Raw genomic sequence first — 22,135 nt, 5'->3', positions numbered from 1 at the left:
CTCACGCCTATCGGCGCCACACGTACGGGGACCGGCTATCTGGATCGAGGAGAGGCCCGTGCAGTTCGGGGGGAAAAGGCCCAGGTCAGCGGGTGCGGCGGCGCTGGCCGCCGCGGTCATCGGCGGACTGCTCGGCAGTGCCCCCGCGGCCGCCGCCGCGCCGGCGGACCACGACGGCTCCGGGGCCTTCGCACCGGAGCGCGACAGTGACGGCGGCGTACCGCCCGTATGGCCGCGCCCCCAGTCGCTGCGGGCGCGGGGCGCGGAGGTCGCCCTGGGGGACGAGGCCACGCTCATAGCCGACGGCGACGCCGATCCGTACGCCCTGGACGCGCTGCGCTCCCTGCTGCACGACGCGGGGGTGCGCACCGTCGACGAGGCCACGCCCGGGGGCAGGGCCCCGGCTCGCGGGCTGGTGGTGCACGTCGGCGGCCGGGGCGCGACGAGCGCGCTGCGCGCCTTACGCGCGCCCGAGCGCGGCGACCTTCCGTCCGGCGGCTATCTGCTGGCCACGGGCGCGGTGGACGGGCGGCCCACGGTCGCGCTCTCGGGTGTCGGCCCGGACGGTCTCTTCCACGCCGTCCAGACGCTGCGCCAGCTGCTCGTCACCCGGGAGGGCCGCTCCGCCTTCGCCGGGGTGGCCGTCCGCGACTGGCCCGGCACGGCCGTAAGGGGCATGACGGAGGGCTTCTACGGCTCCCCGTGGTCGCACCGGGACCGGCTGGCCCAGCTCGACTTCATGGGCCGCACCAAGCAGAACCGCTATCTGTACGCGCCCGGTGACGACCCTTACCGGCAGGCCCGCTGGCGCGACCCCTACCCCGCCGAGCGGCGCGAGGAGTTCCGCGAGCTGGCCACGCGCGCCCGCCGCAACCACGTCACCCTCGGCTGGGCGGTCTCCCCCGGCCAGGAGATGTGCTTCTCCTCCTCGAAGGACCTCCAGGCGCTGCTGCGGAAGGTCGATGCCATGTGGGCGCTCGGGGTGCGCTCCTTCCAGCTGCAGTTCCAGGACGTCAGCTACAGCGAATGGCACTGCCGGGCCGACGCCGACACCTTCGGTTCCGGCCCGGAGGCCGCCGCCGCGGCGCAGTCCGAGGTGGCAGGCGCCCTCGCCCGCCATCTGGCCGACCGGTATCCCGGTTCGGCCCCGCTGTCCCTGATGCCGACCGAGTACTACCAGGACGGCGACACCGAGTTCCGGCGTGCGCTGGCCGGCGCCCTGGACGAGAGGGTGGAGGTGGCCTGGACCGGGGTCGGGGTGGTGCCCCGGACGATCACCGGTGGTGAGCTGGCCGTGGCCCGTGCGGCGTTCGGCCATCCCCTGGTCACCATGGACAACTACCCGGTCAACGACTGGGCGCAGGACCGGATCTTCCTCGGCCCGTACACCGGCCGCGACCCGGCGGTGGCCACCCGGTCCGCCGCGCTGCTGGCCAACGCCATGGAGCAGCCGACCGCCTCCCGGATCGCGCTGTTCACCGCCGCCGACTTCGCCTGGAACCCGCGCGGCTACCGCCCCCAGGAGTCCTGGCAGGCGGCCATCGACGACCTGGCCGGGCCCGACGCCACGACCCGCGCCGCGCTGCGCGCCCTCGCCGGGAACGACGCCTCCTCGGTGCTCGGCGGCGACGAGTCCGCGTATCTGCGCCCGCTCATGGACGCGTTCTGGAAGGCCCAGGGCGGTACGGACGTGGAGCGGCTGGAGCGGTCGGCCGACCGGCTGCGGGCCGCCTTCCGGACGATGCGCGACGCCCCCGAGCGGCTGTCCGGCACGCTGGGCGAGGATGTGCGGCCCTGGCTCGACCAGCTGGGGCGGTACGGCGACGCGGGCGTCCGCGCGGTGGACATGCTCACCGCCCAGGCGCACGGCGACGGGGCGGCGGCCTGGCGGGCCCGGCTGGCGGTGGAGGCGCTGCGCGAGAAGATCGGGGAGAGCCGGGTCACGGTCGGCAAGGGCGTCCTCGACCCGTTCCTCGCCAAGGCCCTGGTCCGGGCGGACGCCTGGTCGGGTGTGGACCGGACCCCGCGGGAGGGGCTGCGGACCACCGCGGACGACCGCGCGGCGGCCGACGGCAAGGCGGCCACCGCGGTGACCTCCCCCGGCCGCCCGGTCACCGTGCGCTTCGGCCGCAGCCGTCCGCTCTCCGCCGTCTCAGCGCTCACCGCCCGGACCCAGGGCGCCTCACCGGGCACCGTCGAGGCGCATGTCCCCGGTGCCGGCTGGCGCCGGCTCGGGGCGCTCTCCGGCAGCGGCTTCACCCATGTCAGGGCGGCGGACGGGGACAAGGCCCGGAAGGCGGACGCGATCCGGCTCAGCTGGTCACCCGGCACCGCCCCGCCGGCCGTGCACGAGATCACGCCGTGGTTCGGCGACACCCCGGACGCCGAGCTGCTGCTGTCCCACAGGACGGCGGACGCGGAGATCGGCGGCGACGCGGCCGTCGTCGAGGCCCTGCTGGTCTCCCGCCGCCCCGGCGATGTGCGCGGCGACCTCACGGTGAAGGCGCCGCACGGCATCACCGTCCGCGCCCCCGAGGGGGTGACGGCCCCGCGCGGCGGGACGGCGACCGCCCGGCTGGAGATCGCGGTGGCCGCGGGCACCAAGCCGGGCAGCTACTCCCTGCCGGTCCGCTTCGGCTCGGAGAAGCACGTGCTGACCGTAAGGGCGTTCCCGCGTACCGGCGGCCCGGATCTGGCCCGCGCGAAGGGCACCAGGGCGACCTCCTCCGGCGACGAGGCCCCCGGCTTCCCGGCGTCCGCCGTGATCGACGGCAGGGCGGACACCCGCTGGTCCTCCCCGGCCGAGGACGGCGCCTGGCTCCAGCTGGAGCTGGCCCGCCCGGCCCGGATCGGCCGGCTGGAGCTGCGCTGGCAGGACGCGTACGCCTCCCGCTACCGCGTCCAGGTCTCGCGGGACGGCCGCACCTGGCGCGACGCGGCGACGGTCGCCCAGGGGAAGGGCGGCCGGGAGTCGATCGGCATGGACGCCCCGGACACGCGCTTCATCCGCGTCCAGGGCGTCGAGCGGGCCACCCGCTTCGGCTACTCCCTCTGGTCGGTCGCCGCCTACGCGGTCAAGGACGCGTAGCGCCCCTTCCCCGCGGCCCGGCCGGGGCGCGCGGGCGGGGCGCCCCGGCCATCCGACCGCCGAGGCCGCCGTCCGGCCGGGGCACCCCCAGCGGCGGCCAGGAGCCCGGGAAAAGAAGCGGCCCGGATCTCAGGCAGATCTGCCGTCGATCCGGGCCATGGCGTCCTCCGCGCCGTATGCCTGCAGGTATGGCAGCCAGCGCGGGTCCCTATGGCCCGTGCCGATGATCCGCCACGCGAGCCCCGACGGCGGTGCGGGTTGGTGGCGCAGCCGCCAGCCGATCTCGGCGACATGGCGGTCGGCCTTGACGTGGTTGCAGCGACGGCACGCGGCGACCACGTTCTCCCAGGTGTGCTGCCCGCCACGGCTGCGCGGGATGACGTGATCGACGCTGGTTGCGACGCCACCGCAGTACGCGCATCTGCCGCCGTCGCGGGCGAACAGCGCGCGGCGGGTGAGCGGGACGGGGCCGCGAAAGGGCACCCTCACAAAGCGCTTCAGCCGGACGACGCTGGGGGCGGGGATCGCACGGGTCGCGCTGTGCATCAGGGCGCCTGAGTCCTCGAGGCTGACGGCCTTGTCATTGAGGACGAGTACGAGCGCGCGGCGGAGCGGTACGACGCCGAGGGGCTCGTACGACGCGTTGAGGACCAGGACATGCGGCACGGGGGCCTCCTTGTACGCCGGCGGCGCGTGGCTCGCGCCGGGACGATCTCCCCCAGTTTCCCCTGAACCCTGGCCGGAACGCCACTATCACCGGGTTAACGGTTGAGAGGCATTTCCGCGTACCACGCGTATACCGCCCGCACACCGTAGGTACACCCACCGCTCGACCACCGCCCCAGCAGCCCGCGTTGGCCCTCCCGCGCGGGGGTGCGGGCGAGCGGGCCACCGCCCGGCGAGTGGCAAGAATCACGGTCCTGCCCCGCCCGGTGGCGCGGCCCTGCCCCGGCCGGCCGGGAAGACGCCTCCGGCCGTGGCAGGAGGTGGAACTGCGGCCTCCGGTCCCGCTCGTACGCGCCCCCTGCGCGCGCTCGCGCGCTCTCGAACACAGGAACGGCGCATCCCGTGCCCGGCTACTGTGTGAGAGGTTGTGCGCGCGGGCGATCCGTGCGGGCATGTCGCATACGAAGGGTTTCTGCTGTGTTCTGGTCCGCTGCTCTGGCCGCAGACTCGACGCCTCGTCCCACGACTCTCGACGATGCGCAGAAGAGCGCCACGAACGCCGCGGGTTGGGTGGAGGAGAACTGGTCCACCTGGCTCGGCATCGGGCTCCGCATGGCCCTGATCCTGATCATCGCGTTCGTGCTCCGGTCGGTCGTCCGGCGGGCGATCACCAAGCTGATCGAGCGCATGAACCGCACCGTCCAGGCCGTCGACGGCACCGCGCTCGGCGGGCTGCTGGTCAATGTCGAGCGGCGGCGGCAGCGTTCCGCGGCGATCGGCTCGGTGCTGCGCTCCGTCGCCTCGTTCCTGATCATGGGCACCGCGGCGCTGATGATCCTCTCCGCGCTGCAGATCAATCTGGCGCCGCTGCTCGCCAGCGCCGGGGTCGCGGGGGTGGCGATCGGTTTCGGCGCCCGCAATCTGGTCACCGACTTCCTCTCCGGTGTCTTCATGATCCTCGAGGACCAGTACGGGGTCGGCGACACGATCGACGCCGGGGTGGCCTCGGGCGAGGTGATCGAGGTCGGGCTGCGGGTCACCAAGCTGCGCGGGGACAACGGCGAGATCTGGTACGTGCGCAACGGCGAGGTCAAGCGGATCGGCAACCTCAGCCAGGGCTGGGCGACGGCGGCGGTCGACGTCCAGGTCCGGGCCGAGGAGGATCTGGACCGGGTCCGCTCGGTGATCACGCAGGTCGGTGTGGACATGGCCAAGGACGAGCCGTGGAACGAGCGGCTGTGGGAGCCGATCGAGGTCCTGGGGCTCGACGCGGTCTATCTGGACTCGATGATCGTCCGGGTGTCGGCGCGGACCATGCCCGGCAAGTCGGTCGGTGTCGAGCGGGAGCTGCGCTGGCGGATCAAGAAGGCGCTCGACGAGGCGGGCATCCAGCTCGTCGGCCGGCCGACGGAGCCGGATCTGGAGACCGAGGCCCCCGCCGATCCGACGGCCGGCACGGCGGCCCCGTCGGCGCTGTCCAACCCGGATTCGCCGCAGTCCGCGGCGGCCAGCCCGATCACCCCTCCGACCGCCACTCCGTCCGCTACGGTGCCGCCGCCCGCGTCGAAGTGACCGCGGCGGAGACGACGAGGTTCCCGGCCCGGGGTTCCCGTACGACGACGCCGCGCGCCCCGACTGGCCACGCGCCCCCGTAAAGTAGGGAGTTGGGGAACTTCAGGGGACTCGGCGTCAGGCGGGGGCAGGTGGCGAGAGATGAACCTTCACGCCAAGTGGAGCGGCATAGCGGTCGGTTCGGTGATGGCGGTTGCCCTGTGCATCTGGATCGGTGAGGTGGCACTGCCCTGGGACCGGTCCGAGCGCATCGGGACGGGAGCGGCCGTGGGGGCCGTCCTGGCCGGGGTGTTAACCGCCTGGGCCGCCGCGGTCATCGGCACGCCGAACCGGGCACCGGAGCCCCCGCCGCGCCCCACGCCGGAGCCGACACCCGACCCCGTGCCCGAGCCCGCGCCGGAGCCGACACCCGACCCTGCGCCCGACCCCGAGCCCAGCATCCCCCCGGCCGGGACGGTTACGGTCACCGCGTCCGGGGAGCGCTCCGTCGCGGTACAGAACAACCAGGGGATCATCGCCACCGGCGACAACCCCACCATCCAGCGATGACGACGGAAGCGAGCGGGCCCAGGAGCGTAGCCGCGCAGAACCTGTTCGGCATGGCCGCCACCGGCGACTACCCGCATCTGGAGCAGCACATCACCTATGTGCACCAGGCGCTTCCGTCGCTGCCCGCGCCCGCCTCGGTGGACGCACCCCGCGGTCTGCACAATCTGACCGCTCCCGACGCGGTCTTCGAGGGCCGTACGGATGCCCTCGCCCAGCTCGAACGGCTCGCCCGGTCCCACGGGCCGGACACCGGTCGCGTCACCACCGTGCAGGGCCTCGGCGGCATCGGGAAGAGCACACTGGCCCGCCACCACGCACGCGCTCACCTGGACAGCCACACACCGACCTGGTGGATCACCGCGGACACCCCCCAACGCATCGACGAGGGCCTGGCCAAGCTCACCCGCGCGCTCAACCCGACCGTCAGCGGCGAGGTGGTGGGCGATGCCGCCGTCGGCTGGGCCGTGGCATGGCTCCAGGCACACCACGGCTGGCTGCTCGTCCTGGACAACGTCGAAGAGCCCGCGCACATACGGGATCTGCTCGGCCGCCTGACGACCGGCCGGATCATCATCACCACCCGGCGGAACCTCGGCTGTGCGGAGTCCGGCGCCGTACTGCCCCTCGGCGTTCTCGACCTCCAGTCCTCCGTCCGAACGCTCATCGGCCTGACCGGCCGCACCGGGGAGCGGGACCGGCAGGCGGCCTCCGAACTCGCCCGGGACCTGGGGTATCTCCCGCTGGCTCTCCAACAGGCCGGTGCGTACATCGCACAGACCCGCATCGGCATCGCCGACTATCTGGACAGCATGCGCGGCGACCCCGGCGCCCCCTCCCCCCTCACCGGCGAGGGAGGCCGCGCCGAAACCACCCGCGTCTGGCGTCTCACCCTCCGGCTCATCGAGGAGCGACACCCACAGGCCCTCGCCCTGCTGCGAGCCCTCTCCCACTTCGCCCCGGACAACGTTCCCCGCGACCTGCTCGGCCCCGTCCTCGGCGGCGTCCGCGAGGTGAACGACGCTCTTGGGGTGCTCTCCAGCTACAGCATGATCAGCCTGACCGAGGACACCGTCTCCACCCATCGGCTCGTCCAGGCCGTCGTCCGCGCGAGCGATCACGACGACGCGCACCGGCGGGGTCCATGGAGTCGAAGACGTCGCGGGAACGGCTGGGCGGCACCGGTCGGACAATCACTCGCGACCGCGCTCGACGTGCTGATGGCGGCTCTGGCACCGGAAGGCCCCATGGATCCGGCCGGCTGGCCGCGCTGGCAGGCGCTGCTCCCGCATATCGAAAGCGCCGTCGACGGCTCCCCGGACGTCGCCCACCACCTGCCCATGGCCTGGCTCGTTGGCGGGCTGGGCGACTTCCTCCTCATGCAGGGTCAGTCGACCCGCGCCCTGCCGTACCAGATCCGCGCCCTGACCATCACGGAGAACGTCCTCGGCCCGTATCACCCGGAGACCGCCGTCCGGCTGGTCCAGCTCGCCTACGCCTACCAGCACTTCGGCCGGCCCGCCGACGCCCTGCCACTGGCGCAGCGCGCCCTGGACATCACCATGAACGTGCTCGGCCCCCACCACCCCTACACCGCCGGTTGTCTGAGCAGCCTTGCGTCCACCCTGTACTATCTCGGCAGGCCCGCCGAGGCCCTGCCGCTGGCCGAGGAGGCCCTCGCCATCTCCGAGGCCACCTTCGGCCCCGGCCACCAGGGCATCGCCTCCCACTTGGCGTTTCTCTGCCGGACCTACTCATGGCTGGGCCGCCACGACTCGGCCCTGTCCTGCGCGACGCGCGCCTTCTCCATCGCCGAAGCCACCCTCGGGAACGATCACCCGTACACCGCGATGTACCTGGGTGATCTCGCCATGGCCCACTCGGCGCTCGGCCGGTACGCGGAGGCGCTCCCCTTCGAACTGCGCGCCCTCTCCATCGTCGAGGACGGCCTCGGGCCCTACCATCCGTACACCGCCATCCGGCTGCGCAGCCTGGCCGTCATCTACCGCGGGCTGGGGCACGATTCCCTGGCCCTTCCGCTCGCCGAGCGCGCTCTGGCGGTCCACTGCGGGACGCTGGGGGCGGGGAATCCGGCGACGCAGGATGTGTGGGATCTCGTCGTCGGGCTCCGGCAGGAGGCGGGCGAGGGGTAGCCCCCGGCTTCCACGGGCCTTGCCACGGCCTCTTCCCGCAGCCCCACGCGTGGCCCCTTGCCGTGCCCCTTCCCCGTAGCCCTACTCCTGGCCCCTTGCCATGGCCCCTCCCCGTAGCCCCACGCGTGGCCCCTTGCCGTGGCCTCTTGCGATGCCTCCTCCCGTAGGCGCTTCCCCTGGGCCTGCCCCCTGGTCCGTCGCGCACGCCCGTCCCCGCGCACGGGAATCCCGCCGCTCTCACCCATTGACGCCGCCCTCGCATGCCCCCTAGCTTGCTCTCCACCAATAGGAAACTTTCTTAACAGAGTGAGACGGGGGCAGCACCATGGCCGCACCACCCGGCAGCAGCACGCAGGGCGGCACGCCCGGGACCCCCCGCGTCCTCCGCGCCATGAACGACCGCGCGGCACTGGAGCTGCTGGCCGCGCACGGGCCGCTCACCCGGACCCGGCTCGGGGAGCTGACCGGGCTGTCCAAGCCCACCGCGTCCCAGCTGCTGACCCGCCTGGAGAGCGTCGGCCTGGTCCGCACCACCGGGAACGTCACCGGACGGCCGGGGCCCAACGCGCGGCTGTACGAGATCGATCCGGCCGCCGCCCACGTGGCCGCGCTCGCCGTGGACCAGGAGGGCATCACCGCCGCCGTCGCCGACATCACCGGCCAGGTGGTCGGCGAGCACCGGGTGACGGCCCCGGCGACCGACGAGAGCGTGTCCCACCGCACCGGGGAGCTGGTCGCCGAGGCGGTGGACGGGGCGCTGGCCGCCGTCGGACTCGGCCGGGACGATCTGCGCTCCACCGTGATCGGCACCCCCGGCGCGCTCGACCCGCGCACCGGGAGGCTGCGGTACGCCCCGCATCTGCCCGGCTGGCAGTCCCGCACCCTGCGGGACGAGCTGGCCGAGGTGCTGCACACACCGGTCGTCATCGAGAACGACGTCAATCTGGCCGCCGTCGCCGAACAACACCACGGCACCGCCCAGGACTTCGACGACTTCGCGCTGGTCTGGGCCGACGAGGGGGTCGGCGCGGCCATCGTGCTCGGCGGCACCCTGCTGCGCGGCGCGACCGGCGGGGCCGGGGAGATCGGCTACATGCCGCTGCCGGGCGCGCCCCTGGCACGGGGCGGCCCGGACGCCGCCGCCCGGCCGGACGGGGGCGGGGGGTTCCAGATGCTGGTCGGCTCCCCCGCCGTCGTCGGACTGGCCCGCGACCACGGGATCGACGCGCCCACGGCCACCGAGGCGCTCACCGCCGCGCGGCGCACCCCCGGCGCGGGCGACGAGGTGCTGACGGAGCTGGCCCGCCGGCTGGCCACCGGGCTGGCCTCCGTCGTCGCCGTGGTCGACCCGGAGCTGGTCGTCCTCTCCGGTGAGGTCGCCCAGGCGGGCGGGGAGCGGCTGCGCGCGCTCGTCGAGGCCGAGATGACCGGTCTCGCGCTGCCCCGCCCGCTGGTGCGGATCAGTGAGCTCGAGGGGGATCCGATTCTCCTCGGCGCGCTGCGGACGGCGGTCACCGACGCCCGCCGGACCGTTTTCGACACCTCCCGTTTCGACGCCTGATCAGGGCGCCTGAATGCGCCGCGGGTTCGCGTACCGCAGTAAAGGAAGTCCCATGTCACGAAAACTGGCCGCGTTCGCCTCGGTGCTGAGCGCCGGCGCCCTCCTCCTGGCGGGCTGCGCGAATCCCGGCACCGGCAGCGCCGAGGACGATCCGACCGAACCCGTCACGCTGAAGTTCTGGCACGGCTGGTCGGAGAAGAGCGAGGTCGAGGCGATCGACGCGAGTATCGCCCGGTTCGAGAGGCAGCACCCCAACATCACGGTGAAGGCCACCGGAAACGTCGCCGATGCCACCGTGAACCAGGCACTGCGGGCCGGCGGCGGCGATGCCCCCGATGTCGTCTCCTCCTTCACCACCGACAACGTGGGGCAGTACTGCTCCTCCGGGATGTGGGTGGATCTCGATCCGTTCATGCGGAAGACCGGGCTGAACAAGGCGGAGGTCTTCCCGAAAACGCTGCTGGACTACACGAGCTACCGGGGAGACCAGTGCGCCCTGCCGCTGCTCGCCGACGCGTACGGCATGTACTACAACAAGGACGCCTTCAAGGAAGCGGGCATCACCCGGCCGCCCCGCACCATGTCGGAGCTGAAGCGCGACGCCGCCAAGCTGACCAGGCGCACCGGGAACGGCGGCTATCGACGCGTCGGCTTCATGCCCAATTTCCGGCTCTACCAGAACAGCCCGGACCGGCTCTTCGCGCAGTGGGGCCCGGCCTATTTCGACAAGCACGGCAAGGCGCGGCTGGCCGAGGAGAAGGCGACCAAAGAATTCTTCGCCACCACCCGGGAGCTGATCCGGCGCCAGGGCGGCTACGGCCCGCTGGAGACGTTCCGCACCTCCTTCGGCGATGAGATGTCGTCCCAGAACGCCTTTCTCACCGGAAAACTCGCCATGCACATGGACGGCGAATGGCGCGGGCTGTTCATGAAGGGCGCCCCGTTCCGGTGGGGGACCGCACCGCTGCCCGTGCCCGACGACCAGCCCGAAACCTACGGCCGGGGTTATCTCACCGGCACGGTGATCGGCATTGCGCACAGCAGCACCCACCAGAACGCCGCCTGGGAACTGGTGAAGTTCCTGACCTCCGACACCGATCAGGTGGTCGCCTTCGCCAACGCCATTCACAACGTGCCGTCCACCAAGGCGGCGCTCACCTCTCCGAAGCTCGACACCGACCCCACCTTCCGGGCCTTCCTCGACATCGCGCGGAACCGCTACAGCACCGCCATGCCCGCCTCCATCAACGGCGGTCAGTACGTGGTCTCGCTCCGGGATTTCTCCTACCGCGTCGAGGCGGGAAAAGTGCACGATCTGGACGCCGGGCTGAGGAAACTGGATGACGAGATCGACGCCGACAATCTCCAGGCCCAGAACTGACGGAGGGCGATATGGCCACCCCGACGAACGCCCCCGCCCTGCGCCGCAAGGCACGGCATGAGCGGCTGCGCACCCTCGGCTTTCTCTCCCCCTGGCTGGTCGGCTTCACCGTCTTCTTCGGCTATCCGCTGATCGCCACCGTCTATTTCTCCTTCATGCACTACAACCAGATCGAGGCCCCGACCTTCGTGGGCCTGCGCAACTGGCGCTATGTGCTGGCGCAGATGCCGCTGTTCGGACCGGCGCTGTGGAACACGCTCTGGCTGGTCGTGGTGATGGTCGCGCTGCGGGTCGTCTTCGGCCTGGGCATCGGGCTGCTGGTCACCAGGATCAAATCCGGGGTCGGTTTCTTCCGCACCGCTTTCTATCTGCCCTACCTCGCCCCTCCGGTGGCGGCCACCGTCGCCTTCGTCTTCCTGCTCAACCCCGGCACCGGCCCGGTGAACGACATCCTCGGGCACCTCGGTGTCGACGCGCCCAACTGGTTCAACGACCCGGCCTGGGCCAAGCCCTCGCTGGTCCTGCTCTCCCTGTGGGGCATCGGCGATCTCATGGTCATCTTCATGGCCGCGCTGCTGGACGTGCCCAGGGACCAGTACGAGGCGGCCGAGCTCGACGGCGCCGGGCCATTCCATAAGTTCCGCTATGTGACCTGGCCGTCGATCACCCCGATCGTGATGTTCGCGGTCGTGACGGGCGTCGTCCAGACCATGCAGTACTACACCCAGGCGCTGGTCGCCGGAAAGCTCGCCTCCGGGGTCAGCGTCGGGCCCGGCACGGTCATCCAGCCCGGCTATCCCGACCACGCCACGCTCACCGTGCCGCAGCTCGTCTACTCGCTCGGCTTCCAGAACTTCAACACCGGAGCCGCCTGTGTGCTCTCGCTCGTGCTGTTCGCGATCGCGATGGCCGTGACGATGCTGCTGATGCGCAGGCGCGCCGGACTGCTGTCGGCCGAGGACTGAAGCCGAGGACTGACCGAGGACTGAGAGGACCGATCCGCCATGACCGCCACCACCGCCCTCTCGGCGCCCCCGGCGCCCGTCCGCCCGGCCGCCGGGCGCTCCCCCGCCCCCGCCGCCCGGCGCCGTGCCGTACTGCACTGGATCGCCGTCCACACGGTCGCCGTCGCCGCCGCGCTCTTCTTCGTCCTGCCCTTCGTCTTCGTCTTCCTGACCTCGGTGATGAGTGACGAGCAGGCGATGAGCGGCACCCTGTGGCCCACCGAATGGAACTGGTCCAACTACGCCGAGGTGTTCCACACCCCGGGCTTCCTGGACTGGTGGCGCAATTCGCTGATGTACGCCGGACTCGGCACCCTCTTCACGGTCTGTTCCTCCGTTCCGGTGGCCTACGCCCTCGCCAGATTCCGCTTCCGCGGCCGCCGCACCGCCATGCTGCTGGTCATCTCCACGATGATGCTGCCGCCGCAGGTCGTCGTGATCCCGATGTACCTGGTCTGGGCCCAGCAGTTCCATCTGTCGGGTTCGCTGTGGCCGCTGATCATTCCGATGGCGTTCGGCGACGCGTACTCCATCTTCCTGCTGCGCCAGTTCCTGCTGACGATCCCCCGGGAGTATCTGGAATCGGCGAAGGTGGACGGCTGCGGCGATGTCCGCACGCTGCTGCGGATCGTCGTCCCGATGGCGAAGCCGGGGATCGCGGCCGTCGCGCTCTTCCAGTTCTTCTACTGCTGGAACGACTACTTCGGGCCGCAGATCTACGCCGCCCAGAATCCGGGCGCCTGGACGCTCTCCTACGGCCTGGAGAGCTTCAAGAGCGCGCACAGCGTCAACTGGAACCTGACGATGGCCGCGACCCTGCTCGTCATGGCCCCCGTCATCATCGTCTTCTTCTTCGCTCAGAAAGCCTTCGTCGAAGGCGTCACACTGACAGGAGTCAAGGGTTGAAGCTCGCAGTCGTGGGGGGCGGATCCACCTACACCCCCGAACTCATCGACGGATTCGCCCGGTTGCGGGACACGCTCCCCGTGGAGGAGCTCGTCCTGGTCGACCCGGCCGCCGACCGGCTGGAGCTGGTCGGCGGGCTGGCGCGCCGGATCTTCGCCAAACAGGGCCATCCGGGCACCATCTCCTGGACCGGCGACCTGGACGCGGGCGTGGACGGCGCGGACGCGGTGCTGCTCCAGCTGCGCGTCGGCGGTCAGGCCGCCCGGAACCAGGACGAGACCTGGCCGCTGGAGTGCGGCTGTGTCGGGCAGGAGACCACCGGCGCGGGCGGTCTTGCCAAGGCGCTGCGCACCGTTCCGGTGGTGCTGGACATCGCCGAGCGGGTGCGCCGCCGCAACCCCGGCGCCTGGATCGTGGACTTCACCAACCCGGTCGGGATCGTGACCCGGGCGCTGCTCACGGCCGGGCACCGGGCGGTCGGCCTGTGCAATGTCGCCATCGGCTTCCAGCGGAAGTTCGCCCGGCTGCTGGGCGTGGCCCCGGGCGAGGTGACGCTGGAGCACATCGGCCTCAACCACCTCACCTGGGAGCGCGCGGTGCGCGTCGGCGGCGAGGACGTGCTGCCCGAGCTGCTCGCGGAGCACGGCGAGGCGATCGCGGAGGACCTGCGGATGCCGCGCACGCTGGTGGACCGTCTCGGCGTCGTCCCCTCCTACTACCTGCGCTACTACTACCAGCACGACGCGGTGGTGAGGGAGCTGCGCACCAAGCCGTCACGGGCGGCGGAGGTCGCGGCGATCGAGCGGGAGCTGCTGGAGAGGTACGGCGATCCGGCGCTGGACGAGAAGCCGGAGCTGCTCAGCAGGCGCGGCGGGGCGTTCTACTCGGAGGCGGCGGTCGATCTCACCTCGTCCCTGCTGGGCGACACCGGCGAGGTGCGGATCGTCAACACGCTCAACGGCGGCACCCTGCCCTTCCTGCCCGACGACGCGGTGATCGAGGTCCCGGCGGCCGTCACCGCACAGGGCGCGAAGCCACTGCCCGTGCGCCCCCTCGAGCCCCTGTTCGCGGGCCTGGTCGCGAATGTCACGGCGTACGAACACCTCGCGCTGGAGGCGGCGCTGAAGGGCGGCCGGGAGCGGGTCTTCCAGGCGCTGCTGTCCCACCCCCTCATCGGCCAGATCGCATACGCCGAGAAGCTGACCGACGACCTCATCGCGCACAACCGGGAGCATCTGGCGTGGGCCTGACCCAGTCCGTTCCGACCCCGTCCGCTTCTTCGCCCTCGTCCGCTGCCTCGCCGGACCGGTCGGTCCTGGCGGTCGACGCGGGCAACAGCAAGACCGATGTCGCGCTCGTCGGCCCCGACGGCTCCGTCCTCGGCTCCGCCCGCGGCGGCGGCTTCCAGCCGCCCGTCGTGGGCGCCGAACGCGCCGTCGGATCGCTCGCGCCCCTGGTCGCGGAGGTGGCGCGGCAGGCGGGCCGGTCCGGTCCGCGGCCCGTGGGGCATGTCTCGGCGTGTCTGGCCAACGTCGATCTGCCGAGCGAGGAGGAGGAGTTGACCGGTGTGCTGGCCGGCCGGGGCTGGGGCGCCACCGTCACGGTCGCCAACGACACCTTCGCGCTGCTGCGGGCCGGGGTCGCGGACGCCGGCGAGCCGACCGGCGTCTCCGTGGTCTGCGGTGCGGGCATCAACTGCGCCGGGATCGGCCACGGCGGCCGGGTCGCCCGCTTCCCCGCCGTCGGCCGGATCTCCGGCGACTGGGGCGGCGGGGGTCATCTGTCGGAGGAGGCGGTGTGGTGGGCGGCGCGTGCGGAAGACGGCCGCGGCGAGCCGACGGAGCTGGCCCGCGCCCTGCCCGCGCACTTCGGCCTGACCACCATGTACGAGCTGATCGAGGCGCTGCACCTGGGCCGTCTGGAGACGGCCCGGCGGTACGAGCTGACGCCGGTGCTCTTCGCGGTGGCCGACGCCGGCGACCGGATCGCGCGGGCGATCGTCGACCGCCAGGCGGAGGAGGTGGTGACCATGGCCACGGTCGCCCTCACCCGGCTGGACCTGCTGGGCGAGGAGACACCGGTGGTGCTCGGCGGCGGGGTGATCGCGGCCCGCCATCCGCTGCTGGACGGCCGGATCCGCGAACTGCTGGCGGAGCGCGCCCCGAAGGCCGAGCCGCGGGTGGTCACCGCGCCGCCGGTGCTCGGCGCCGCGCTGCTGGGCCTGGACCGCACCGGCGCCCCCGCATCGGCGTACACCCGGCTCCGCGCGCACTACGGCCCGACTGACGGCCGTAGAAGCACCGGCACGGAAAGTGGAACCGAAAGTCCGTCCGAAGCGTAATGAGAAGGGGAGGGAAGATCGCGATCCGAACAAGATCGAGGCTCGGCCGGTGACCTCTCCCGGCGCCGCGGTCCATACTGCTGCGACACCGACTGCGACACCCAATCCATGGGATCCGGGCCAAAGGGGAGAAGTCTTGTGTCATACCCGCCGACCACCGGCAGAGCCGTAGCGCCACCCGCGCCCGCGGCCCCGCCGCGGCCCGCGTGGCGTGAGGGGCTCGACCGGGCGCGGGCGGCGGCGACGACCGAGCCGGGGCGGCTGCGGGTCATCGGGGCGGTGCTGGCCGCGCTGGTGGTCGCGTTCGGCGCGGTCACGGCCTGGCAGGTGTCCGACCGGCAGACCGCGGCGGACGCCGTGGCCGAGCGCAGCCAGCCGCTGAGCGCCGACGCGGCGCAGATCTACCGCTCCCTGGCCGACGCCGACACCACGGCGACCAGCGGCTTCCTGGCGGGCGGTCAGGAGCCCGGCCACATCCGGCAGCGGTACGAGCGGGACATCGACACCGCCTCCGAGCTGCTGGTGCGGGCCGCGGCCAATACGGAGGGCTCGGCCTCCGCCCGCGACGAGATACGGAAGATCAACCAACTGCTGCCGGTCTACACCGGCCTGGTCGAGTCCGCCCGCGCCAACAACCGCCAGGGGCTGCCGCTGGGCGGCGCGTATCTGCGCTACGCCAACGACACCATGCGCGGTGAGCTGCTGCCCGCCGCCGGCCGGCTCTACAAGGCGGAGACCGCCCGTCTCGGGGAGGACTACGGGGACGCCGAGGCATGGCCGTGGGTGGCGATCGCCACCGGCGTCGTCGCGCTGGGCGCGCTGGGATGGGCGCAGCGCCGTGAGTACCAGCGGACCAACCGGGTGCTCAACCACGGTCTGCTCGCCGCCACGGCCGCCTCCGCGGTGGTGATGCTGTGGCTGGTGATCGGCCACGGGATCGCCCGCGCCGAGCTCAGCGACTCCGACGACCACGGCGCGAAGTCCCTCCAGGTGCTCAACGAGGCGCGGATCGACTCCCTGCGGGCCCGCGCCGACGAGAACCTGACCCTGGTGGCACGGGGCGCGGTCGTCGTCGACGAGGACGGCGCCGACAAGGGCAAGGACGCCTACGAGGTCAGCTACGGCTCGCGGATGTCCGCGCTGGTGGGCACGGCGCCCGGCGGGCGTCCCTCGGCCGGCAGCCTGCTGGACAAGGCGCAGTCCCTGGCGGACGACGACGCGGGCCGCGGGCCGGTGGAGAAGGCCGCCGGCCGGATCCGGGAGTGGCAGGTGCGGCACAAGGCCGCCCGCGCCGCGGATGACGGGGGCGACTACAAGACGGCGCTGACGAAGGTCATCGGCGCCCGGGACAGCACCGGCGAGTCCTTCGACGCGGTGGACACCCAGCTGGCCAAGGCCCTCGACCACGAGCAGCGGGAGTTCCAGCGGGCCGCCGACGACGGACGCGGCGCGTTCACCGCGCTGGCGCTGGGCGCCGGGGTGCTGGCCGTGCTGGGGGCCGCGGGCGCGGTGCTGGGCATAGGCCGCAGACTGTCGGAGTACCGATGAGGACGATGGGGGGCGGAAGCATGCGATCGGTGCGATCGGCCGCCGCGGTGACGGTATGTGTCCTGGGCGTGGCCACGGCCATCGTGGCACCGGCGATGGTGGACGACGGCGGGAGCGACGGCGGCGGCAGGGGCGGTGCGCAGCACCCGCGCACGGTGCGCACCGGCGCCGAGGCCGCGGCGGACAGCTGCCGTGACCCCGAGGCGAGCCTGCGCCCGTCGAGCGCGAGCGGCCCGGCCATCAAGCGGATCAAGAACCGTGTGGTCAACGGCCACAAGCTCAACAAGCTGATCGCGGGCGTCGACCAGAACAGCTACCGCTGGGGCTACCGCGATCCGGCCACCGGCGACCTCACCGGCTTCGACATCGATCTGGTGCGTGCCATAGCCGAGGACATCTTCGGCGATCCGGACGCGGTCATCTTCCGCACCATCCCCACCAGTCAGCGCATCAAGGCCCTCCAGCAGGGCAAGGTGGACGTGGTGGTGCGCACCATGACCATCAACTGCGACCGGATCAAGGACGTGGCGTTCTCGACCGCCTACTTCCAGGCCGGGCAGCAGGTGCTGGTCGCCGACGACTCGACCATCACCGGCTACAACAAGACCCTGCGCGGCAAGAAGGTCTGCACCGCGCAGGGTTCCACCGCCGAGGCCGAGCTGGACAAGCCGGACACCGGCGCCGAGCATCTGGGCGCGATCAAGGTGAAGCCCGTTCCCAACCAGCTGGACTGCCTGGTCAGACTGCAGCTCGGCCAGGTGGACGCGGTGATCACCGACAACGCGCTGGCGGCGGGCCAGGCCGCCCAGGACCCCTCCGTCAAGCTGGTCGGCTCCCGATTCACCGACGAGTTCTACGGCGTGGCGATGAACAAGAACGACGAGGACCTGGTACGCCGGGTCAACAAGGTTCTGGAGAACTACCGCCAGGGCGGCGCCGGCAGCCCCTGGATGCGGGCCTACCAGAAATGGCTCGCCAAGGACTTCGGCACGGCACAGGAGAATCCGGCACCACCCGCCCCCCAGTACAAGGACTGAGGCGAACAAGGATTAGCGCCCGCCTCACACGCGTAGGGATGACGCTGAGACAGATCACGTAATGATTACGGACATGGGAGAGTGATCGATGGGGGTCCCGGGACCCTTCCCCAGCTTCGCGGGGACACCCGACGGCCCGGTCCTGGGCCGCGAGGAGGTGGACCGCGCGCTGGCGAAGCTCGCCGCCGAACACGAGGCGATCGAGTCCTCACTGCTCGCCCTCCAGGACCACGCGGGCAGAAGGCTCCTCGAGGGCGCCGAGCTGACGGGCGTCACCAAGGACCGGTGGTCCACCACCGAGCGGGCCATCTCCCTCCTCTGGAGCTACTTCGACGCGTACTCCGAGGCCCTCGCCCGCGCCCGTGAGGTGCGCTCCCGCCACCGCTGGCCGACCCAGAGCGAGCTGGCCGAGCTCACCGAACTGCTCTGCGGCACCGCGATCACCCTGCCCAGCAGCGCCACCCTCTGCGGTTCCCCCCTGCTCAGCGAGGAGTTGAGCCTGGACCGGCTGGTGGACCGGATGAACCGCTGGTACGCCGAGGCCCTGGACGTCATCGTCAGCGCCGACGCCGTATGGTCCGCGCTGCCCGCCCGGATCGACATGCTCTCCGCCGAGCTGCACCGCACCCGTTCGCTCGCCCACTCCGTCGGGGTGCGCCCCGGCGAGCACCCCTCGGGGGACGATCTGGAGCAGATCACCGCCGAGCTGACCGCGTTGCGTGCCGAGGTGGTCTCCGACCCGCTGGCCTTCTGGAAACCGGCCAGCGGCAGCTCCGCGCCCGGCGGCGGCAGCCCCGACACCGAGCGCTACGACCGCGCCGCCCGCGCCCTGGAGGATGTGCGGCGCGAGATCGAGGCGGTGCTGGACGTGCGCCAGGACGCCGAGCGGCGGCTGATGCGGCTGCGCGATGTGCTCTCCCGCGCCGACCGCACCCTGGCGGAGGCGCGCCAGGCGCGCGGCGAGGTGCTCGCGAAGATCGCCGCATCGGAGGTTCCGGCCGTCAGCGGCCCGCCGACCGCGCTGCACGAGCAGCTGGTGGCGGCCGCCGACTACCGCAGGCGCTCCCAGTGGCACCGGCTCTCGCCGCTGCTGGAGAGCCTGGAGCAGCGCGCCGACGACGAGTTGCTGCGGGCCCGGGAGTCGCTGACCGCGGTCACCGCGCCGCTCGCGGTCCGCGCCGAGCTGCGCGGCCGCCTCGACGCGTACCGGGCGAAGGTCGCCCGCCACGGCATGGCGGAGGATCCGCTGCTGGTGGAGCGGTATGACGTGGCCCGCCGGATGCTGTGGAGCGCCCCGTGTGATCTGCGGGCGGCCGAGCAGGCCGTCCTGCGCTATCAGCAGGCGGCGGCCGAGGCCCTGGTGCCACGCCAGTCGGGCCCGGCCGACGAGGGCATCGAGGGAGGGTCGGTATGAGTGCGGCGGTCGTCGCCTGCCAGCGGCGTGACTGCGGCGGGTCCTACGAGGACGTGGGTGGAGGTGAGCTGTACTGCGACGTCTGCGGTATGGCCCCGGTCGTCTCACCGCAGGGGATGGTCGGCTCACCGGCCACCGGGATCACCGGGCAGGGCGGGCCGGGCGGGGGCTCCGCGTCGTCCGGCCGGTTCGCCGCCTCCGGCCGGGGGGCCGCGCCGGGCCATGTCCCCGCCTCCGGCCGGGGCTCCGTGCCGGGCCATGTCTCAGCGTCCGGCCGGGGCTCCGTGCCGGGCGGGGAGCCCTCGTCCGGCCGGGACCCCTCGTCCGGCGCCTCGGGGCGGTCGCGGTCCGCGCGGTCCGCGCGTTCCTCCTCGTCTCGCCGCTCGGTGTCCGGGCGGCTGTCCCGCTCCCTGTCGGGGCGGTCCACCTCGCGTTCGGTCTCGGTGCGCAGCTCCCGCTCCTCCGCCTCGGCCGCCTCGGGGCGGAACGCACTGGGCGCCGGCCTGGTCAGCGTCCCGGAGGTGCCGCGCCCCGATCCGCGGACGGCGGTGCTGGCGGACCCGGAGGTCCCCGAGCGGAAGCGGTTCTGCAGCCGCGCCGACTGCGGCGCCCCGGTGGGGCGCGCCCGCGGTAACCGGCCGGGCCGCACGGAGGGTTTCTGCACCAAGTGCGGCCATCCGTACTCGTTCCTGCCGAAGCTGAGCCCCGGTGACATCGTCCACGGCCAGTACGAGGTCGCCGGCTGTCTGGCACACGGCGGGCTCGGCTGGATCTATCTGGCCATCGACCGCGCGGTGTCCGACCGCTGGGTGGTCCTCAAGGGCCTGCTGGACACCGGCGACGAGGAGGCCCTGGCGGCGGCCGTCTCCGAGCGCCGGTTCCTCGCCGAGATCGAGCACTCCAACATCGTCCGGATCTACAACTTCGTCGAGCACCTCGACCAGCGCACCGGCAGCCTCGACGGCTACATCGTCATGGAGTACGTCGGCGGCAAGTCGCTGAAGGACATCGCCAACGCCCGCCGCACCCCCGAGGGCCGGCGCGATCCGCTGCCGGTCGAGCAGGCGTGCGCGTACGGCATCGAGGCGCTGGAGGCGCTCGGCCATCTGCACAGCCGCAATCTGCTCTACTGCGACTTCAAGGTCGACAACGCCATCCAGCAGCAGGACCAGCTCAAGCTGATCGACATGGGCGCGGTCCGGCGGATGGACGACCACGACAGCCCCATCTACGGCACGGTCGGCTACCAGGCCCCGGAGATCTCGGAGACCGGTCCGTCGATCGCCTCCGACCTCTACACGGTGGCGCGCACCCTCGCCGTGCTCACCTTCGACTTCCAGGGCTATACGAACGTCTTCGTGGACAGCCTGCCGGACCCCGAACACATCGAGGTCTTCCGGCGCTACGAGTCCTTCTACCGGCTGCTGGTGCGGGCCACCGACCCGGACCCGGAGCGCCGCTTCGCCTCCGCGCGGGAGATGGCCGACCAGCTGACCGGGGTGTTGCGGGAGGTCGTGGCGCTCCAGACCGGACGGCCCCGGCCGGCCCTGTCCACCCTCTTCGGGCCGGAACCACGGGTGGTGGACACCGAGCTGTTCGCCGACGACGGCCAGGACCCGTCCCTGCTGGGCGCCCGGCACACCGGCCGGGGCGCCGCCCCGGCCGTCCCCGCGCAGCGGCCACCGGGCCCGCCGGCCCCGCCGCTGCCCGCCACCGCCTCGCTGGACGGGCGGGCCACCGCGCTGGCGCTCCCGGTGCCGATGGTCGATCCGGACGACCCCAACGCCGGATTCCTGGCCGGGCTGCTGGCCGCCGACCCCGCCGAGGTGAGCGCCGCGCTGCGGACCGCGCCCGTCGACTCGATCGAGCTGCGGCTGCGCCGGGTGCGCGCCCAGCTGGAGCTGGGCCAGGAGCATGACGCGGGCGTCGCCCTGACCGGTCTGGAGGCCGCCTACAGCGACGACTGGCGGATCGTCTGGTACCGGGGGCTGCACGCCCTGGCCACCGGCGACCGCGAGACGGCCGCGCTCTCCTTCGACGCCGTCTACGACGCGTTCCCCGGTGAGCCCGCGCCGAAGCTGGCGCTCGGCGTCTGCGCCGAGGTGCTCGGCCAGCTGGACAACGCGGCGGAGTACTACCGGCTGGTGTGGGCCACCGACCCGAGCTTTGTGAGCGCCGCCTTCGGCCTCGCCCGGGTCCTGCTGCGCTCCGGGGACCGGGCGGGCGCGGTGCGGGCCCTGGAGTCGGTGCCGGAGTCCTCGATCCACTACACGGCGGCGCGGGTCGCCGCCGTACGGGCCCGGCTGCGCCGGCGCGCCCCGCACGACACTCTGCTGGGCGACCTGACGGCCGCGGCCGTCCAGGTCGAGCGGCTGGGCGAGTTCGGGCTGGACGCGGTGCGGCGCGAGCGGCTGCGTACCGAGGTCCTGGGCAGCGCCCTGGATTGGGTACTGTCCGGCAGCAGCGGGGCGCCGCCGGGGCACAACCGGCCGTCTCTGCTCGGCAGCAGCCTGGACGAGCGCGGGCTGCGTTTCGGATTGGAGCGCTCGTACCGGGTACTCGCCAGACTCGCGCAGCGAGGCGAGGAGAGGATCGAACTGGTGGAGCGGGCCAACCGTTTCCGCCCCAGGACGTGGGTGTGATCGATGTCGCAGATGCCGCAGCCGCCCCAGCTGTCAGCCTGCCCGACCTGTGATGAGCCGCCGCAGTCGGGGGACAGATACTGCGATCGGTGCGGTGCCGATCTCTCGGCGGCGGCCGCGGCGGCGGAGGCGTCCGCCGACCGGCCGGTGCCGCCGCAGCTGAGCGGCGCGGTGCGGGCCACCCGGCCGGAGCCGGACCCGGAGGACGACTACGAGTTGGCCGCTCCGGCCACCGGCGGCCAGGGGCAGGCGGCCGATCCGCGAGCCGCCGGGGCA

15 protein-coding genes and 1 pseudogene are annotated in these 22,135 nt (G+C 72.6%); 15 read left to right on the top strand and 1 reads right to left on the bottom strand.

What is annotated here, in order from left to right:
* Positions 1–58: 58 nt before the first annotated feature.
* Positions 59–3,088 carry a glycoside hydrolase family 84 protein gene (locus AXW62_RS25450; RefSeq protein ID WP_060946549.1) on the top strand — a complete coding sequence of 1,010 codons (3,030 nt, stop codon included), beginning with the start codon at positions 59–61 and terminating at the stop codon, positions 3,086–3,088.
* A gap of 129 nt (positions 3,089–3,217) precedes the next feature.
* Here AXW62_RS25450 and AXW62_RS25445 read toward each other — a convergent pair whose 3' ends face one another.
* Complete coding sequence (locus AXW62_RS25445; protein WP_030837811.1) at positions 3,218–3,754, bottom strand: HNH endonuclease; 537 nt, start codon at positions 3,752–3,754, stop codon at positions 3,218–3,220.
* Between the two features lie 477 nt (positions 3,755–4,231).
* On the opposite strand from AXW62_RS25445, the gene AXW62_RS25440 reads away from it, so the two are divergent.
* The 14 genes and pseudogenes from AXW62_RS25440 to AXW62_RS25375 form a co-directional block, all read left to right on the top strand.
* Positions 4,232–5,326: a mechanosensitive ion channel family protein gene (locus AXW62_RS25440; protein ID WP_060946548.1), complete on the top strand. Its 1,095-nt coding sequence runs from the start codon at positions 4,232–4,234 to the stop codon at positions 5,324–5,326.
* A gap of 141 nt (positions 5,327–5,467) precedes the next feature.
* A complete protein-coding gene (locus AXW62_RS44895) occupies positions 5,468–5,875 on the top strand; it encodes a hypothetical protein (RefSeq protein WP_060946547.1) in 408 nt (135 codons plus the stop codon).
* A complete protein-coding gene (locus AXW62_RS25430) occupies positions 5,872–8,025 on the top strand; it encodes a tetratricopeptide repeat protein (protein WP_107406345.1) in 2,154 nt (717 codons plus the stop codon). The genes AXW62_RS44895 and AXW62_RS25430 overlap by 4 nt, the downstream gene beginning before the upstream one ends.
* Before the next feature lie 325 nt (positions 8,026–8,350).
* Entirely contained in the window at positions 8,351–9,586 is a 1,236-nt protein-coding gene (locus AXW62_RS25425; RefSeq protein WP_060946545.1) for an ROK family transcriptional regulator, read from the top strand.
* Positions 9,587–9,638: 52 nt separating this feature from the next.
* Positions 9,639–10,967 (top strand): ABC transporter substrate-binding protein, encoded by a 1,329-nt coding sequence (locus AXW62_RS25420; RefSeq protein WP_060946544.1) that lies wholly within the window; start codon positions 9,639–9,641, stop codon positions 10,965–10,967.
* A gap of 11 nt (positions 10,968–10,978) precedes the next feature.
* Positions 10,979–11,932 carry a carbohydrate ABC transporter permease gene (locus AXW62_RS25415; protein WP_060946543.1) on the top strand — a complete coding sequence of 318 codons (954 nt, stop codon included), beginning with the start codon at positions 10,979–10,981 and terminating at the stop codon, positions 11,930–11,932.
* 39 nt (positions 11,933–11,971) lie between these two features.
* Entirely contained in the window at positions 11,972–12,877 is a 906-nt protein-coding gene (locus AXW62_RS25410) for a carbohydrate ABC transporter permease (protein WP_060946542.1), read from the top strand.
* Positions 12,874–14,127: a 6-phospho-beta-glucosidase gene (locus AXW62_RS25405; RefSeq protein ID WP_060946541.1), complete on the top strand. Its 1,254-nt coding sequence runs from the start codon at positions 12,874–12,876 to the stop codon at positions 14,125–14,127. The genes AXW62_RS25410 and AXW62_RS25405 overlap by 4 nt, the downstream gene beginning before the upstream one ends.
* Positions 14,118–15,218 carry an N-acetylglucosamine kinase gene (locus AXW62_RS25400; protein WP_079115784.1) on the top strand — a complete coding sequence of 367 codons (1,101 nt, stop codon included), beginning with the start codon at positions 14,118–14,120 and terminating at the stop codon, positions 15,216–15,218. Before AXW62_RS25405 ends, AXW62_RS25400 begins: the two co-directional genes overlap by 10 nt.
* Positions 15,219–15,356: 138 nt before the next feature.
* Positions 15,357–16,766, top strand: coding sequence for a GlnX family signal transduction membrane protein (locus AXW62_RS25395; protein WP_060946540.1), 1,410 nt, complete (start codon positions 15,357–15,359; stop codon positions 16,764–16,766).
* Positions 16,763–17,803 carry a glutamate ABC transporter substrate-binding protein gene (locus tag AXW62_RS25390; protein WP_063817655.1) on the top strand — a complete coding sequence of 347 codons (1,041 nt, stop codon included), beginning with the start codon at positions 16,763–16,765 and terminating at the stop codon, positions 17,801–17,803. Before AXW62_RS25395 ends, AXW62_RS25390 begins: the two co-directional genes overlap by 4 nt.
* An 88-nt stretch (positions 17,804–17,891) precedes the next feature.
* Entirely contained in the window at positions 17,892–19,217 is a 1,326-nt protein-coding gene (locus AXW62_RS25385) for a coiled-coil domain-containing protein (RefSeq protein ID WP_060946538.1), read from the top strand.
* Positions 19,214–21,859: a serine/threonine-protein kinase gene (locus tag AXW62_RS25380; protein ID WP_060946537.1), complete on the top strand. Its 2,646-nt coding sequence runs from the start codon at positions 19,214–19,216 to the stop codon at positions 21,857–21,859. Before AXW62_RS25385 ends, AXW62_RS25380 begins: the two co-directional genes overlap by 4 nt.
* Before the next feature lie 3 nt (positions 21,860–21,862).
* Positions 21,863–22,135: pseudogene (locus tag AXW62_RS25375) on the top strand (protein phosphatase); the annotation flags it as partial.

Source organism: Streptomyces hygroscopicus subsp. hygroscopicus (assembly GCF_001553455.1).
In the GTDB taxonomy this organism is placed as follows: Bacteria; Actinomycetota; Actinomycetes; order Streptomycetales; family Streptomycetaceae; genus Streptomyces; species Streptomyces hygroscopicus.
The sequence above is the reverse complement of the archived record's forward strand: the minus strand, read 5'-3'. Positions and strand labels throughout refer to the sequence as shown.